The sequence below is a fragment of the Bradyrhizobium sp. YCK136 genome (assembly GCF_044570075.1).
GTDB lineage: Bacteria > Pseudomonadota > Alphaproteobacteria > Rhizobiales > Xanthobacteraceae > Bradyrhizobium > Bradyrhizobium diazoefficiens.
This window is the reverse complement of record NZ_CP172424.1, coordinates 4,928,652-4,945,596: the sequence shown is the minus strand read 5'-3', so window position 1 is coordinate 4,945,596 and position 16,945 is coordinate 4,928,652. Positions and strand designations below refer to the sequence as shown.

Below are 16,945 nucleotides of genomic sequence, written 5' to 3'. Positions count from 1 at the left end.
GTTGTCGGAATGACGGTTTCAGCGTAAGCGGAACCAATGGCCGAGACCTACCCAAGCCCCCGTTTTGGAGCCCCCCGCGAGCCGAAATCGCCCGTAAATCCGGGTAGCCGGCTGGTGTCGATGCTCGATGTCGTCACGGCTAGCCACGCCCGCGCGGTGGCCTTTCTGGTGCTGTGCGCGCTGCTGCTGTTCCTGCCGGGCTTCTTCACGATCCCGCCTGTCGACCGCGACGAGGCGCGCTTTGCGCAGGCCACCAAGCAGATGGTCGAGAGCGGCGACTATGTCGACATCCGCTTCCAGGAGGACGTCCGCTACAAGAAGCCGGTCGGCATCTACTGGTTGCAATCTGCGGCAGTCGAAGCCGCCGCGGCACTCAAGCTGCCGAAGGCCGAGTTGCGGATCTGGGTCTACCGGCTGCCGTCGCTGCTGGGGGCGATCGGCGCCGTGCTCATGACCTATTGGGCGGCGCTCGGCTTCGTCACGCGGCGCGGTGCGGTGCTCGCAGCGCTCTTGATGTGCGCCTCGGTGCTGCTCGGCGTCGAGGCGCGGCTCGCCAAGACCGATGCGATGCTGCTGTTCTGCGTGACCGCCGCGATGGGCGCGATGGCGCGGGCCTATCTGTCGTGGCAGCGCGCCGAGGACGAGACACATCCGCCCTGGAGCTGGCCCGCGATCTTCTGGACCGCGCTCGCCGTCGGGATCCTGATCAAGGGGCCGCTGATCCTGATGTTCGCCGGCCTGACCATCGTCGCACTGGCGATCCAGGACCGCGACGCCTCCTGGCTGTGGAAGCTGCGCCCGCTCTGGGGCCTGATGTGGATGCTGGTGCTGGTGCTGCCCTGGTTCGTCGCGATCTTCTGGCGCGCGGGCGATGCGTTCTTCGCGGACTCCGTCGGCGGCGACATGCTGAGCAAGATCGGCGCGCAGGAATCCCATGGCGCGCCGCCCGGACTGTACCTCGCGCTGTTCTGGATCACCTTCTGGCCGGGCGCGCCGCTCGCGGCAATGGCGGCGCCTGCGGTGTGGCGGGCGCGGCGTGAGCCCGGTGCGCAATTTCTGCTGGCCTGGCTGGTCCCGTCCTGGATCGTGTTCGAGGCGGTGCTGACCAAGCTGCCGCATTACGTGCTGCCGCTGTACCCGGCGATCGCGATCCTGACCGTCGGCGCGCTGGAGCGGCGCGTGCTGTCGCGCTCCTGGCTGATGCGCGGCTCGGCCTGGTGGTTCGCGATCCCGGCGGCCGCCTCGATCATCGCGGTGGTCGGCGCGGTGATGCTGACGCGGCAGCCGGCTTTCGTGGCCTGGCCGTTCATCGCGGCGTCCCTGATCTTCGGCCTGTTCGCCTGGTGGCTGTTCGACACCAACCACGCCGAGCGCTCGGTGCTGAACGCGCTGGTCGCAGCCTTGATGCTTGCGGTCGTGGTCTACGGCATCGTGCTGCCGTCGCTGACGCCGGTGTTTCCGAGCATCGAGGTCGCGCGTGCTCTGCGCAACGTCACCTGCGTCGGGCCGAAGGCGGCCGCCGCCGGCTATCACGAGCCGAGCCTTGTGTTCCTGACGGGCACCCAGACGCTGCTTACCGACGGCTCGGGCGCAGCGGACTTCCTGCGGCAGGGCAGCTGCCGCTTCGCGCTGATCGAGCAGCGCTCGGAGCGCAGCTTCGTGCAGCGCGCCGAGGCGATCGGGCTGCGCTACAAGGTCGGCGCCCGCATCGACGGCTACAATTTCTCGCAAGGGCGCGCGATCTCGATCTCGATCTTCCGCTCGGAAGGCACCGAATAGGATGCCGGCCTCGACCAACATCGCGCCGCGGCCGAGCTATCCCGCGCAGTTTCTGACCGTGACGGGGCGTGCGCTGGCGCAGCTCGTGCGTTCGCCCTCGCATTCGCGCCGCGCCGAGGCCGCGCGAAAGCTGGCGCGCCATTCGCTATGGCTCAGCGCAGCGGGCGCGGCCCTGGTCATCGCGCTGATGCTGGCGTTCGACCTGACCGAGATCCAGTTGATGCCGGCGCGCGGCACGCCCGGCCTGTGGCCGATCCGCATCCTGACCGATTTCGGCAAGGACGAGTATGTGCTCTCGGCGCTGGCCGTCGCCCTCGTGGCCGTGGCGCTCGTTGCGGCCGGCCTTTACGGCACCCGCCGCGCGTTGCTGCTCGGCCTCGGTACGCGGCTCCAGTTCCTGTTTCTCTCCGTTGCATTCTCGGTGTTGATCGCCGAGATCCTGAAATATCTCATTGGCCGCGGACGTCCGTTCGTCGGCGGCAAGGCCGACCCGTTCAACTTCATCCCGTTCGAGGGCAGCGGGGCCTATGCCAGCCTGCCATCCGGCCATGCGGTGACGGCGTTCGCGCTCGCTTTCGCGGTGTCGGCACTCTGGCCGCGGCTGCGCGTCTTCATGTTCACTTACGCAATCGTGATCCTGCTGACGCGCCTGGTGCTGCTCGCGCATCATCCGAGCGACGTCGTGGCCGGCGGCCTGATCGGCATGGTCGGCGCCATGGCGGTCCGCTACTGGTTCGCGGCCCGTAGGCTCGGCTTCGCCATCCGCGCCGATGGCAGCATCTTGGCCATTCCAGGACCGGTCGGCGGCCGCCTCAAAAGGGTTGCCCGCGGGGCCTCCGCCCCATAAAAGCGGCTGCCTGCCGGGGCCGCCGGTTCCCCGAGGCGCAGGCCAATTCCAACCACGAGCCTCATTTGTCGACGCCCCAGCCTTCGGTTTCCATCGTCGTTCCCGTGCGCAACGAAGCCGACAACATCGCGCCCCTGATCGAGGAGATCACCGCGGCGCTCGACAGCCGCTGGGATTACGAGATCATCTACGTCAATGACGGTTCGACCGATACGACCGGCGAGCGGCTCAAGGCCATCATGGCGCAGCGGGGCAATCTGCGTCAGCTCCGACATGCAAAATCCGGTGGCCAGTCCGCTGCCGTGCGCAGCGGCGTGCGTGCCGCGCGCGGCGCGATCGTGGCCACGCTCGACGGCGACGGCCAGAACAATCCGGCGTTCCTGCCGGACCTGATCGCGGCGGTCGAGAAGGGCGCCCATGTCGGGCTCGCCGCGGGCCAGCGCGTCGGACGCAAGGACACGGGCTTCAAGAAATTCCAGTCGCGCGTGGCGAACAAGGTCCGCAACGGCATCCTGAAGGACGGCACGCGCGACACCGGCTGCGGCCTGAAAGCATTCCGGCGCGAGGTCTTCCTCGCGATGCCCTATTTCGACGGGCTGCACCGTTTCCTGCCGGCACTGGTGCGGCGTGAAGGCTACGAGATCGCCTATGTCGACGTGATCGACCGGCCGCGCCGCTCCGGCGTGTCAAATTACGGTTTCTTCGACCGGCTATGGATCGGCATCATGGATCTGGCCGGCGTGTGGTGGCTGATCCGACGCAAGAAGCCGACGCCCGACGTGACCGAGGTGACACCTCATGACTAGCCTTCTCAACTATCTGCACGACGTCTTCGTCGTGAAATTCGACGCCTGGGTGATCCTGGGCTTCGTGGCGCAGGCGTTCTTCACCATGCGCTTCGTGGTGCAGTGGATCGCGTCCGAACGTGCGCGCAAGAGCGTCATGCCGGTCGCGTTCTGGTTCTTCTCGGTCGGCGGCGGTGCGCTGCTCCTGGTCTACGCGCTCTATCGCAAGGATCCCGTGTTCATCGCGGGCCAGGCGCTTGGCCTCGTCGTCTACCTCCGCAACGTCTATTTCATCATCATCAACGGCAAGCAGGTCTCGAGCGAATAGCTCGCTCTTGTGTGCCTCATCGGCATGAACAAGTTACAAGCTGTCCTGTTCACGTCAGTCCTTCTGGTCGGCCTGCTGTTACTCGGGCTCGGCCTGTTCGAGCTCGGCAGCACCGTCGCGTTCCTTGTGCGGGCCGAGCAGACCGAAGCGCGGTTCATGGGTGCCGTCGCGCGGACCGGCGGGAATCATGGCGGAACGTTTCTCTATCCGTCGTTTCAATTCACGACGATCGACGGGCGCTCGGTGACGTTCACGTCCTCGTCGGGCTCGACCGCTCAGCCTTATTCAGACCGCGAGCAGGTCAAGATAGCCTACGATCCACGGCGGCCCGAGGATGCGCGGCTGCTGTCGTTCCTGACGCTGTGGATCGCTCCGGTCCTGCTTTGCGGCGCGGGCCTGCTGCTGGCGGGCGGCGCGGTTCTTGTTCGCGCCGGGCTAGCGCGGCAACGCCGAGGCCGCGCCTGAGGCGGGCAGGGCGGCGGTCTCGGTCTCGGTCCTGCGATACGGCTCGCCCGCGGCATCCAGCACGGGATATGCGACCGAGCAGATGTGCGAATGGATGCGGCGCAGATCGCGCAGCACGTCGAGGTGCAGCGAGGTGGTCTCGATGGTCTCGGGGCGGCCCTCGCGCAGGCGGTCGAGATGGCGCTCGACGGCGGCAAGCTCGGTGTTCTTCAGCGTGGTCTTCTCCACCAGCAGCTTGCGCGCTTCATTCGCATCGCCCGACATGAACACGCCGAAGGCGATCCGCAGCGATTCCATCGTGCGCTTGTGGAAGGCGGCGAGTTCCTCGGAGCCCTCGGCCGAGAACTGGAAGCGGCGCTTGATCTTCTTGGTCGCAAGCTCGCTCAGGCTCTTGTCGATGATGTCGCCGATGTGCTCGAGGTTGATGGCGAAGGAGATGATCTCCATCGCGCGCCGCCCCTCGCTCTCGTCGAGGCTGCCCCGCATCAGTTTCGTCACGTACAGCTTGATGGCTTCATCCAGGCCGTCGACGACATTGTCCATCTTCGAGACCTGGTCGACCAGGGCGCGGTCGCCCGTCATCATCGCGGCCATGACCTTGCGCAGCATCACCTCGACGAAGTCGCCCATCCGCAGCGTTTCGCGGGCGGCGTCGGCGAGCGCCAGCGACGGCGTCTCCAGCGCGGTCTCGTCCAGATAGCGCGGGCGGGCCGGATCGGTCTCCTGGATGCGGGCGGGCAGGAGGCGGGTCAGCAGGCGCGACATGGTGTCGAGCAGGCCGATGAAGATGATGGCGGTGCCGACATTGAAGGCGATGTGGAAGGCGGCCGTCATCCTGGCGAGATCCGGCTGCCAGGCGTGCATGTGCTCCGCGATCACGCTCAGGAATGGCAGCACCAGTGCAATCCCGATCACGCGATTGACGAGATTGCCGACCGGCAGGCGGTAGCTCGCGGGATCGTCGCGCCTGGCCCCTTCGAACACGGGGTTGATGGCGCTGCCGAGATTGGCGCCGAGCACCAGAGCCAGGGCCGCGTAGGGCGTGATGAACTGCGAATAGGCCAGCGACATGATCAGCAGCACGCTGGCGACGCTCGAATGCACCGCCCAGGTGACGAGCGCCGCGATGACGATGCACAGGATGGGATCACCCGTGATCGCCGACATCACGACGCGCACGCCGGGTGCGTTCTCGGCCGGCGCCAGCGTGTCGAGCAGGATGTGCAGCGACAGCAGCATCAATCCGAGGCCGATGCAGACGCGGCCGACGTCCTTGATCCGCGAGCGCGGTCCGGAGCGGAAGGCGACGAGGCCGAGCACGAACAGCACGGGCGCGACGGCAGCAATGTTGAACGACAGCACCTGCACGATCAGCGTCGTGCCGACATTGGCCCCCAGCATGATGGCAAGCGCTGCGGCGAGGCTGACGAGGCCCTCGGCGGTGAACGAACTGGTGATCAGGGCGGTCGCGGTGCTGCTCTGGAGCAGCGCGGTGAGCCCGAGGCCGGCGGCGAACGCGCTGACGCGGTTGCCGAGCGCCTTGCCGAGCAGGCGGCGGAGGTCCGGGCCGAAGGCGCGCAGGATCCCGCTGTGGACCATGTGCAGTCCCCACAGCAACAGCGCCACGCCGCCCATCAGATCGAGCAGAACCAACGTTCCCATGCTCCGTGTCCGGATTGGAGTCGTTTGGTGAAGCTAGCGCCAAATGTCTGGGGATCAAACCATTTGTTGGCGCGTCGGCGTTAACGTTTGCGGCGGCTGCGCGTTCCCGCGGCGCGGATGCCGCGACCTCAGGCGCGATGCCTTTTGAGCAGGCTCACATTGCTGTCTTGAGGGCATCGAAGCCGCGATCGAGATCCGCTTTGAGGTCGTCGGTGCTTTCGAGCCCGATATGCAGACGCAGGGTCGGACCGCCCGGCGCCCACTTGGTCGCGGTGCGATAGCCGTCGCAGTCGAAGGGAATCGCAAGACTTTCGAAGCCGCCCCAGGAGAAGCCCATGCCGAACAGCTTGAGCGTGTTGAGCATGGTGTCGACGGCCTTCTGCGGGGCCGGCTTCAGCACGATGCTGAACAGGCCCGAGGCGCCGGTGAAGTCGCGCTTCCAGATCGCATGGCCCGGATCGGTCTCGAGCCCGGGATGCAGCACGCGCGCGACCTCGGGTCTGGCCGCGAGCCAGCGCGCCATGTCGAGGCCGGAACGATGATGCTGCGCCAATCGCACCGACAGCGTGCGCAGGCCGCGCAGCGCCAGGAAGACGTCGTCGGGGCCGGCGCAGACGCCGAGCAGGCGGATGCCCTCGGCGATCTGCGGCCACGCTTTTGCGTTGGCCGAGATGGTGCCGAACATGATGTCGGAATGGCCGCCGATATATTTGGTTGCCGCCTGCATGCTGATGTCGACGCCCTGCTCGAGCGAGCGATGATAGAGCGGGGTGGCCCAGGTGTTGTCGTCGATGACGAGCGCATCGCGCGCATGCGCGACCTCGGCGATGGCGCGGATGTCGGGCATCTCGAACGATTGCGAGCCCGGCGCCTCTACCAGCACCGCACGCGTGTTGGGCTTGAACAGCTTGTCGATGCCGGCGCCGATCAGCGGATCGAAATAGGTGGTCTCGACGCCGTAGCGGGCGAGCATGCCGTTGCAGAAATTGCGCGAAGGCCGATAGACATTGTCGCAGACCAGAATGTGGTCGCCGGTCTTCAGCACCGAGAGCAGGGTGGTGGAGATCGCCGACAGCCCGGATGGCACGATGCCGACGCCGGCGCATTGCGGCCCCTCCAGCGCCATCAGCGTGTCCTGGAACGCCCTGGTCGTCGGGGTGCCGTGGCGGCCATAGGTGAACTCGCCGCGATGGGCATGCAGGTCCTCGGCGGTCGGATAGAGCACGGTCGAGCCGTGGAACACCGGCGGATTGACAAACCCCTTCTGCGCCTTGGTGTCGCGGCCAGAGGTGACCAGCCGGGTCTCGGCCTGCTGCTGGGAGGGGTGCGAGGAATCCATGCGCCTGCTTTCAAAACTGCGTTTCCGGCGGGCGCGATGCGCCCCGCTGGCCGGCCGAAAGGCCGCTGTCGTTAATAACAGAACACAGAAGAGTCCCGTCAACCCCTTGACCCGGCTCGCCAGTCGTTCTGTGATGCGTAGGTGCTATTCAGTCGCCGCATGTTGAGGGGCCTGCCGCGACCTTCGATCCATCGTCTGACCGGACCTTGCGCCACAGCCATAATGGCGGGCGCCTGCGGCGGGGATTAAGGTATGGCCTCCCGAGATCGGCGAGTGTTCGGCAAAGTTTTCCAGCATGACTCTTGCAAGGCTCACCCTGGCAGAGACGATCCTGAGACAACATTCCTGACCTTGAGACGACCCTTGAAAGGCCTTCCCCCCCATGAAACGCGTAACCCTGGCTCTCACTCTTGCTCTCGCCGCCGGCCTGACTGCCCAAGCCGCCGATGCGCAAACGCTCAAGACCGTCAAGGACCGGGGCACGCTGTCCTGCGGCGTCAGCCAGGGCCTGCCGGGCTTCTCCGCGCCCGACGACAAGGGCAACTGGACCGGGCTCGACGTCGACGTCTGCCGTGCGATCGCGGCCGCCATCTTCAACGATCCGACCAAGGTCAAGTTCGTGCCGACCTCGGCCAAGGACCGTTTCACGGCGCTGCAATCCGGCGAAATCGACGTGCTCTCGCGCAACACCACCTGGACCATCTCGCGCGACACCTCGCTGGGCGCCAACTTCACCGGCGTGACCTATTATGACGGGCAGGGCTTCATGGTGAAGAAGTCGCTCAAGGTGAATTCCGCCCTCGAGCTCAACAGCGCCTCGGTCTGCGTGCAGACCGGCACCACCACCGAGCAGAATCTGGCCGACTACTTCAAGGCCAACAACATGAAGTACGAGGTAATCGCGTTCGGCACCAACGACGAGACGGTCAAGGCCTATGAGGCCGGCCGCTGCGACGTGTTCACCACCGACCAGTCGGGCCTCTATGCCAACCGCCTCAAGCTCGCCAATCCCAATGACCACATGGTGCTGCCCGAAATCATCTCGAAGGAGCCTCTCGGCCCGATGGTGCGCCACGGCGACGACCAGTGGTTCGACATCGTGAAATGGACGCTGTTTGCCCTCGTCACCACCGAGGAGCTCGGGGTGACCTCGAAGAACGTCGACGAGAAGGCGAAACTCGAAAGCCCTGAGTTGAAGCGCGTGCTCGGCAGCGACGGCAATTTCGGCGAACAGCTCGGCCTGACGAAAGACTGGGTGGTGCGGATCGTGAAGGCGGTCGGCAATTACGGCGAGGTGTTTGATCGTAACGTCGGCGCGGGCTCGCCGCTCGCCATCAATCGCGGCCTCAACAATCTCTGGAACAAGGGCGGTCTCCAGTACGCGCCGCCGATCCGCTGATCCCGCTTGAGCGGCACGCGGCGATGAGCACCGAGGCTCGAAAACCGCCGGCCCAGATCGCGCTGAAGATCAGGCGCATTCTGGGCGGCAAGGCAGGCTGGAACGGCGTCGCCGTCCAGTTTGCCTTCGCGGCGATCCTGGGCTGGATCGGTTATGAGATCGTCTCCAACGCCCGCGCCAACCTCGAAAACCAGCACATTGCCGCCGGCTTCGGCTTCCTCAGGAACAATGCCGGCTTCGACGTCAACCAGACCCTGATCTCCTACACCGGCTCGGACACGTTCCTGCGCGTGTTTATCGTCGGGCTTCTGAACACGCTCGTGGTCTCGGTGGTCGGCATCTTTTTCGCCACCGTGATCGGCTTTATCGTCGCGCTGTGCCGGCTGTCGCCCAACTGGCTGCTGTCGCGCATCGGCGAGCTCTATGTCGAGATCATCCGCAACCTGCCGCTGCTGTTCCAGATCCTGTTCTGGTACCTGGCGGTGCTCGCGGCGCTGCCAAATCCCCGGCAGAGCATTTCGCTGCTCGGCATCGCCTTCGTCAGCAATCGGGGCCTCGTCATTCCCCGTCCGATCGGCGAGAGCGGGTTCGAGCCGTTCCTGGCGATGCTGGTCCTCGGCATCGTCGCATCGCTGGCGTTGCGCTTCCATGCGCGGCGCGCGCTGTTCCAGCGCGGGCAGGTGATCCGCATCTGGCCCTATGTGCTGGGCCTGCTGTTCGGGCTGCCGCTGGTCACGATGCTGGTGTTCGGTCTGCCCTTCACCTTCGAGCTGCCGCAGCTCAAGGGCTTCAATTTTGCCGGCGGCTCGCGGATCATCCCGGAGTTCGTGGCGCTGACGGTCGCCTTGTCGACCTATACCGCCGCCTTCATCGCCGAGATCGTGCGCGCCGGAATCCTGTCCGTGCACAAGGGACAGATGGAGGCGGGGTCCTCGCTGGGCTTGAGCCGCGGCACAACGCTCCGGCTGATCGTCGTGCCACAGGCGATGCGCGTCATCGTGCCGCCGCTGACCAACCAGTATCTCAACCTCACCAAGAACTCCTCGCTGGCGGTCGCCATCGGCTATCCCGACCTGGTGTCGGTGTTCGCCGGCACCTCGCTGAGCCAGACCGGACAGGCGATCGAGATCATCGCCATGACGATGGGCGTCTATCTCTTGATCTCGCTCGTCACCAGCGCCGTCATGAGCGTCTACGGTTGGCGCGTCAGCCGGAGTCTGGGCGCATGACCGACATCACCTCGTCCAGCTTCGTTCGCCAGGACCTGCTCACCGAGCGTCCCGCGCCGGTGAAGACCACGGGCTTCGTCGGCCTGATGCGCACGCGCCTGTTCAACTCGCCGACCAACATTCTGCTCACGATCGTGGGCGCCCTGCTGCTCTGGTTCACCATCATTCCCTCGGTCAGGTTCCTGATGGTCGATGCGGTCTGGGCCGGCAAGGATCGCACGGCCTGCCTGGCCGAGAATGCCGGATTTGCGGTCGGCGCCTGCTGGCCCTACATCCAGGCCAAGCTGCCGCAACTGATCTACGGCTTCTATCCCGAGGCCGAGCGCTGGCGGGTCAACCTCACGCTCATCCTGGCGGCGGTCCTGCTGGTGCCGCTGCTCGTTCCGCGCCTGCCGTCGAAAGGGCTGAACGCCGGCCTGTTCTTCTTCGCCTTTCCGGTGGTCGCATTCTTCCTGCTGCGCGGCGGCGGCATCACCGGCTTTGGCCTGAGCTGGACGGCCGGCCTCCTGCAATTGTTCGACGACAGCATCATCGGGGCAGGGCAGGCCCTGCTCAATCTCAGCAAGACGTCGGCCATCGCCCCATTGCTGTGGGTCGTTGGCAACCTCGTCGTGCTTGTCGGCACGGCGATCTACTGGCTGATCTTTCCGCTGACCTGGCTGCGCGATCAGCTCCAGGGAACGGGCCAGTCGGTCTGGGTCGATTTCGCCATCACCGCGGTGATCGTCTCCCTGATCGCCTTCCTTCTCGGCGGTGGTGTGCGCGCCGGCTGGCGTGCGCTCGCATCGAGCATTGCCACCTTCGTCGCCATCGCCATCGTGATCAAGCTGATGGGGCTCGATCATGGCGGGCTGCCGGTCGTGGAGACGAGCCTGTGGGGCGGCCTGCTGGTGACGCTGGTGGTGTCCGTCACCGGCATCGTCACCTCGCTGCCGATCGGCATCGCGCTGGCGCTGGGCCGCCGCTCCACCATTCCGCTGATCCGGATCTTCTCGATCGCCTTCATCGAGTTCTGGCGCGGCGTGCCGCTGATCACCGTGCTGTTCTTCGCGACCTACATGCTGCCTCTGTTCCTGCCCGGCAATTTCACCGTTGACGGTCTGGTGCGTGCGCTGATCGGCATCGCGCTGTTCACGGGCGCCTATCAGGCCGAGAACGTTCGCGGCGGGCTTGCTGCTATCCCGCGCGGGCAGGGCGAGGCCGCGGCCGCCCTCGGGCTGTCCTGGTGGAAGACGACCTCGCTGATCGTGCTGCCGCAGGCGCTGCGCCACGTCATTCCGAACCTCGTCAACAGCTTCATCTCGCTGTTCAAGGACACCTCGCTGGTCTCGATCGTGGCGCTGTTCGACCTCCTGGGCTCGCTCAGGGCCTCGTTCTCGGATCCGAAATGGTCGACGCCGTCCACGGCGTTCACGGGTTTCGCGTTCGCGGGGATCATCTATTTTCTGTTCTGCTTCGGAATGTCACGCTACTCGCTGTTCGTCGAGCACCGCCTCAACGCCCACCGCCGCAACTGATCGAGGCCACCATGTCCGACCCCATCGTCAAGATTTCCGGCCTGAACAAATGGTACGGCGAATTTCACGTCCTGCGCGACATCGACCTCGAGGTGAAGAAGGGCGAGCGCATCGTGATCTGCGGGCCCTCGGGCTCCGGCAAGTCCACGCTGATCCGCTGCATCAACGCGCTGGAGGAATTCCAGGAGGGCGAGATCGTCGTCGACGGCATCGCGCTCGGGCCGAACCTCAAGCATGTCGACGCGGTGCGCCGCGAGGTCGGCATGGTGTTCCAGAGCTTTAACCTGTTCCCGCATCTGACGGTTCTGGACAATTGCACGCTGGCGCCGATCTGGGTCCGCAACATCCCCAAGAGGGATGCCGAGGCAACCGCGATGAAATTCCTGGAGCGGGTCAAGATCCCGCACCAGGCCAACAAGTTTCCGGGCCAGATGTCGGGTGGCCAGCAGCAGCGCGTCGCGATCGCGCGCGCGCTGACGATGAACCCGAAGGTGATGCTGTTCGACGAGCCGACCTCGGCGCTCGACCCCGAGATGGTCAAGGAGGTCCTCGACACCATGGTCGACCTCGCCGGGGAGGGCATGACCATGCTGGTCGTGACCCACGAGATGGGATTTGCCCGCGAGGTCGCCAACCGCGTCGTGTTCATGGACGCCGGCCAGATCATCGAGGCCAATACCCCGAACGAGTTCTTTGCCGCCCCCCAGCACGCCCGCACAAAACTGTTCCTGAGCCAGATTCTGCGGTGAGCGCCTGAAAATCCGGCGGCCTCGCTGCTCCAACCGACCCACCAGCTTCGCACCATGCGAATCAGCTTGCCTCTTTTCGGACCATCCTCCGGAGAGAGACCTTGCAGAGCAGTGTCGGCGCGCGCGCATACCAGAATGCGCGATTGGAAAAGAAGCTGAGGAAGCAGGCGGACGCCGTCATGTCCTTCGCGATCGAGGCGCTTGGGCAGGGCAGATTTGACGAAGTCGAGATCCTTTGCCGCGAGATCCTGAAGGAGGTTTCGGATCACTTCCACGCCACGCACCTGCTCGGCCTGCGCGCGTTCGACGGCGGGTGGCTCGAGGACGCGCAATTCCTGCTTGAGCGCGCGGTTGCACTCGATCCGCGTTCGCCCGATGCCCATGGCAATCTCGGGGCCGTGTATTTCGCGCTCGAGAGGTTCAAGGATGCCCGCGCATGCCAGGAGAAGGCCATTGCGCTGAAGCCGAATTGTCCGATCACCCTGACCAATCTCGGCAATATGCTGCTGCACCTCGGCCTCGCCAAGGAGGCGATCGAACTGCACGAGCGCGCCACCAGGCTGAAGCCGAACTATGCCGATGCATTTTGCAACCGCGGGATGGCGGAACTGATGATCGGCCAGTTTGAGCGCGCCGGGGTGGACTTCGATCGCGCCCTGTCGTTTCAGCCGCGTCACGCCGAAGCGATCGCCGGCAAGGCCATGGTGAGCCTCGAGCTCCGGCACTTCGAGGCGGCGGAGGCCGCCTTCGAAGCTTCGCTCGCGCTCAAGCCGGGCTCACCGCGGATTCTGGTGCAGCGCGGACGGCTCCATTTGACCCTGTACCGGCTGGAGCAGGCGGCCGCGGATTTCGATGCAGCGCTGGCGCAATCGCCACGGAACGAGCTCGCGCTGTGCTGGAGGGCGCAGGTCGACATTATGGTGAGGAACACGGCGGGGGCGATGGCGGGCGTCAAGACCCTGCTTGAGGTCAATCCGCAATCCGAGGCGGGCATGTCGCTCCTGGCCTCTTGCTATGCGAACCAGGGAGACATCGCGACGGCGCTCGAATATCTCGATGCGGCGCTGGCGATCGCGCCGGACTTTCCGGAGGCCATCGGATACAAGATTTTCGTGCTGGATTACCTGCCGGAGGCCGATTTCGTGGTCCAGCAGGCGGCACGAAAATATTGGTGGGATCAGATCGGCGCCAAGCTTCCGCAAAGGACCCTGTCGCCGCGCGATCTCGATCCGGACAGACGAATCGTGATCGGATATGTCGCGTCCGAATTCAGGCAGCATTCGGCGGCGTACACCCTGTTGCCGGTGATGCGCCATCACGATCACGCCAAGTTCAAGATCGTCTGCTATTCCTGCTGGCCGTTGCAGGATGGGATGACCGAGAAGTTCAAGGCTTGCGCAGACGTCTGGGTCGAGGCCGCGCAGTTTTCGGACGATGAACTGGCCGATCGTATCCAGGCCGACGGGATCGATATTCTGATCGATGTGTCCGGACATACGACCGGCAGCAGGCTCCATGTTTTCTCGCGGAAGCCGGCCCCCATCCAGGTCACGGGCTTCGGGCACGCAACAGGCACGGGCCTTCAGACGATGGACTACGTGCTCGCGGATCCGATCTTCATTCCGCAGTCGGCGCGCCACCTGCTGGCCGAAAAGGTCTATGACCTGCCGAGCCTGATCACGATCGATCCCATCCTGGACGTGCCACCTTCTGAGCTTCCCATGCTCCGCAACGGCTATGTGACCTTCGGTGTGTTCAACCGCATCTTGAAGATCTCGGACGAGGCCATCCGGGTGTGGTCGAAGGTGATGCGTGAGGTGGCGGGATCGAAGATCATCATCAAGAACGGGCTGCTCGACGATCCGATGCTGCGCGACGGTCTGATCGCGCGGTTCGTGGCACAGGGCATCGCCGAGGAGAACGTCATCTGCATGGGCTCGACCTCGCGCCGCGAGCATTTGCGGGCCTTTGCCAAAGTCGACATTTCGCTCGACACCTTCCCGCAAAACGGTGGCATCAGCACCTGGGAATCCCTCTATGCGGGCGTCCCGGTCGTCGCCAAGCTCGGCAACGGCTCCTCGTCGCGCGCCGGCGGCTCCATCGTGGCGGCCGTCGGTCTCGGCGACTGGGTTGCCGATGACGACGAGGGCTATGCCGCGATCGCGTGCAAATTTGCCGCGCAGCCTGCTCATCTGGCGAAGCTGCGCGCGGATCTGCCGGCGCAGATCGCCAATTCACCCGCCGGCAACGTCGAGATCTACACGCGTGAGGTCGAGGCGGGATATCGCCAGTTCTGGCGCGACTATTGTGCCGAGGCCTCGGAAACATGCGACGTTGCGTAGGCACGTCCGCCGCGCCGGACCGGGACGTCCGAGGCCTGAGATCATCGACATCAGCTCTGGATGGTGCATGCCCGAGGCTGGTCCCGAGCCAGATCCCGCGCGGGGCACCGGAAGATCCCGGGGTGTTGCCGGTCCAGCCGATCGGGCGGCCTCGGCCGCGAATCAGTTAGACTCTCGGTAAGGCCATCCTCCGGAGAGTAACCTTGCAGAACAGCGGCGGCGCGCGCGCATTCCAGAACGCGCGATTGCAGAAGAAGTTGATGAAGCAGGCGGATGCCATCATCTCCGCCGCGGCCGCCGCCTATGGCCAAGGCAAATTTGCCGAGACAGAGGCGCTATGCCGTGAGATCCTGAAAGCGCTTCCGGATCATGTCGACGCCTTGCACCTGCTCGGGATGTGTGCGCATGACGGCCGCCGCCTGGAGGAGGCCCGGGAGCTGCTCGAGCGCGTGATTGCGCTCGATCCGCGCCTGCATGACGCCCATAACAACCTGGCGACCGTGCACTTCGACCTCGGTAATTTCGAGGAGGCGCGGCGGTGTCAGGAGAGGGCCATCGCGCTGAAGCCGAATTTCGTGGTCGCGCTGACCAACCTCGGCAATACGCTGATGCATCTGGGGCAGTACGAACAGGCGCTCGAACTGCACGAGCGCGCAATCAAGATCAAGCCGGACTACGCCGATGCGTTCTGCAATCGCGGAATGGTCGAGATAGTGCTTGGACAGATCATGCGCGCCAAGGAAAGTTTCGATCGCGCCTTGCTGTTTCAGCCGCGTCACGCCGAGGCAATTGTCGGCAGCAGCATGGTCTGCATGGAGCTCCGGCACCACGAGGAGGCGGCAGCCAAGCTTGCCACGGCGCTCGCGATCAAGCCCGGCTCGCCGAGGATTCTGGCCCAGCGAGGGCGGCTCAGTTACGAGTTGCAGCGCCTGGAGCCGGCGCTTGCGGATTTCGAGGCCGCGCTTGCCATTTCGCCCAAGCTCGAACTGGCCCTCCGGGGCAAGGCACAGGCCTGCCTCGTGATGGGGAAGACCGCGCAGGCGATGGCGGCCGCAACGGCCTTGATCGAGCAAAATCCGCGCTCCGAGGTCGGCTTGGCGTTGATGGGATTTTCTCATTCAAATCAGGGAGAGATGGACGCCGCGATCGAATATCTCGATCGTGCGCTGGCGATCCGCCCGGACTATGGAGATGCGATCAGGGGCAAGATCTTCTTGCAGGACTACCGCGCCGAGGCCGATTTCGCGCTCCAGCAGGCGGTACGACGAGATTGGTGGGACTTGATCGGCTCCAGGCTGCCGCGGCGGACGCTGCCGAAGCGGCCGCTCGATCCGGACAAGCAGATTGTGGTCGGCTATGTCGCTGCCGAATTCCGGCAACACTCGGCGGGCCTCACCTTGCTACCGGTGCTGCGCCATCATGATCACGCCAACTTCAAGATCATCTGCTATTATTCCTGGCCGGGAGCGGACGAGTACACCGCCATGTTCAAGTCGCTGGCGGACGTCTGGGTCGACGCCTGGGACCTTTCGGACGACGAACTCGCCGATCGCATTCAGGCTGACAATGTCGACATCCTGATCGACGTTTCGGGCCATACGACCGGTAACAGGTTGCAGGTTTTCGCGCGAAAGCCTGCCCCGATCCAGGCCACTGGGTTCGGACACGCGACGGGCACGGGCATGCAGACCATGGACTATGTGCTCGCGGATCCCGTTTTCATTCCGCCGTCGGTCCGGCATCTGTTTCCCGAAAAGATCCACGATCTGCCGTGCCTGATCACGATGGAGCCCGTCTCGGATCTGCAGCCGTCCGAGTTGCCGATGCTCCGCAACGGCTACGTCACCTTCGGCGTGTTCAACCGCATCTACAAGATATCGGATGATGCGATCCGTGTGTGGTCGCGGATCATGCGCGAGGTTCCGGGATCCAAGATCGTCCTCAAGCACGGTCTGCTCGATGATCCCCTGCTGCGCGATAGCCTGATCGCGCGTTTCGTGGCGCAGGGCATTGCCGAGGAGAATATCACGTGCCTCGGCACCACCTCGCGCAACGACCACCTGATGGCCTTTGACAAGATCGATATTTCGCTCGACACGTTCCCACAGAATGGCGGCATCAGCACCTGGGAGTCCCTCTACAAGGGCGTTGCCGTCGTCGCCAAGCTCGGCATTGGAGCCTCTTCGCGTGCCGGCGCCTCCATCGTGGCCGCCGTCGGTCTCGGCGACTGGGTCGCCGAGGATGACGATGGCTATGTCGAGATCGCCCGCAAGTTTGCATCGCAGCCCGATTATCTGGCGAAGTTGCGCGCGGGATTGCCGGCTCAGATCGCAGCCTCGCCCGCCGGCAATGTCGAGATCTACACGCGTGAGCTCGAAGCGGGTTACCGCCAGTTCTGGCGAGACTATTGTGCCGCCGCCTCGGAGAGCGGCGACGCTGCGGTAAGCCGGACAGACGCACCTAGCGGTTCCTGAGCCGGATCCTGCAGCGAGCCCCGGAATAGC

At 64.9% G+C, this 16,945-nt stretch carries 13 protein-coding genes; 11 read left to right on the top strand and 2 right to left on the bottom strand.

What is annotated here, in order from left to right; translation table 11 throughout:
- Positions 1-36: 36 nt before the first annotated feature.
- The 5 genes from ACFLEY_RS24180 to ACFLEY_RS24160 all read left to right on the top strand — a co-directional run bounded on the left by ACFLEY_RS24180 (position 37) and on the right by ACFLEY_RS24160 (position 4,204).
- Complete coding sequence (locus tag ACFLEY_RS24180) at positions 37-1,779, top strand: glycosyltransferase family 39 protein (protein ID WP_011087212.1); 1,743 nt, start codon at positions 37-39, stop codon at positions 1,777-1,779.
- Position 1,780: 1 nt separating this feature from the next.
- A complete protein-coding gene (locus ACFLEY_RS24175; RefSeq protein ID WP_060912275.1) occupies positions 1,781-2,626 on the top strand; it encodes a phosphatase PAP2 family protein in 846 nt (281 codons plus the stop codon).
- Positions 2,627-2,691: 65 nt separating this feature from the next.
- Positions 2,692-3,432, top strand: coding sequence for a glycosyltransferase family 2 protein (locus ACFLEY_RS24170; protein ID WP_060912274.1), 741 nt, complete (start codon positions 2,692-2,694; stop codon positions 3,430-3,432).
- A complete protein-coding gene (locus ACFLEY_RS24165) occupies positions 3,425-3,739 on the top strand; it encodes a lipid-A-disaccharide synthase N-terminal domain-containing protein (protein ID WP_011087215.1) in 315 nt (104 codons plus the stop codon). The genes ACFLEY_RS24170 and ACFLEY_RS24165 overlap by 8 nt, the downstream gene beginning before the upstream one ends.
- A 9-nt stretch (positions 3,740-3,748) precedes the next feature.
- Entirely contained in the window at positions 3,749-4,204 is a 456-nt protein-coding gene (locus ACFLEY_RS24160) for a DUF3592 domain-containing protein (protein ID WP_060912273.1), read from the top strand.
- Here ACFLEY_RS24160 and ACFLEY_RS24155 read toward each other — a convergent pair.
- Positions 4,175-5,866 carry a Na/Pi cotransporter family protein gene (locus tag ACFLEY_RS24155; RefSeq protein ID WP_060912272.1) on the bottom strand — a complete coding sequence of 564 codons (1,692 nt, stop codon included), beginning with the start codon at positions 5,864-5,866 and terminating at the stop codon, positions 4,175-4,177. The genes ACFLEY_RS24160 and ACFLEY_RS24155 overlap by 30 nt on opposite strands.
- Positions 5,867-6,020: 154 nt before the next feature.
- On the bottom strand, positions 6,021-7,205 hold the full coding sequence (gene metC / locus ACFLEY_RS24150) for a cystathionine beta-lyase (protein ID WP_060912271.1): 1,185 nt from the start codon (positions 7,203-7,205) through the stop codon (positions 6,021-6,023).
- A 382-nt stretch (positions 7,206-7,587) separates the two neighbouring features.
- Here metC and ACFLEY_RS24145 point away from each other — a divergent pair, with 382 nt between their 5' ends.
- The 6 genes from ACFLEY_RS24145 (at position 7,588) to ACFLEY_RS24120 (ending at position 16,915) form a co-directional block, all read left to right on the top strand.
- The gene (locus ACFLEY_RS24145; protein ID WP_011087218.1) at positions 7,588-8,604 is read left to right on the top strand and encodes an amino acid ABC transporter substrate-binding protein; all 1,017 of its coding nucleotides are present in this window, start codon (positions 7,588-7,590) and stop codon (positions 8,602-8,604) included.
- 23 nt (positions 8,605-8,627) lie between these two features.
- The gene (locus tag ACFLEY_RS24140; protein ID WP_060912270.1) at positions 8,628-9,833 is read left to right on the top strand and encodes an amino acid ABC transporter permease; all 1,206 of its coding nucleotides are present in this window, start codon (positions 8,628-8,630) and stop codon (positions 9,831-9,833) included.
- A complete protein-coding gene (locus tag ACFLEY_RS24135; RefSeq protein ID WP_011087220.1) occupies positions 9,830-11,350 on the top strand; it encodes an amino acid ABC transporter permease in 1,521 nt (506 codons plus the stop codon). The genes ACFLEY_RS24140 and ACFLEY_RS24135 overlap by 4 nt, the downstream gene beginning before the upstream one ends.
- An 11-nt stretch (positions 11,351-11,361) precedes the next feature.
- The gene (locus ACFLEY_RS24130) at positions 11,362-12,099 is read left to right on the top strand and encodes an amino acid ABC transporter ATP-binding protein (RefSeq protein WP_028174094.1); all 738 of its coding nucleotides are present in this window, start codon (positions 11,362-11,364) and stop codon (positions 12,097-12,099) included.
- 101 nt (positions 12,100-12,200) lie between these two features.
- Positions 12,201-14,441 (top strand): tetratricopeptide repeat protein, encoded by a 2,241-nt coding sequence (locus tag ACFLEY_RS24125; protein ID WP_060912269.1) that lies wholly within the window; start codon positions 12,201-12,203, stop codon positions 14,439-14,441.
- A gap of 203 nt (positions 14,442-14,644) precedes the next feature.
- Complete coding sequence (locus tag ACFLEY_RS24120; protein WP_060912268.1) at positions 14,645-16,915, top strand: glycosyltransferase family 41 protein; 2,271 nt, start codon at positions 14,645-14,647, stop codon at positions 16,913-16,915.
- The last annotated feature ends 30 nt before the right edge of the window (positions 16,916-16,945 follow it).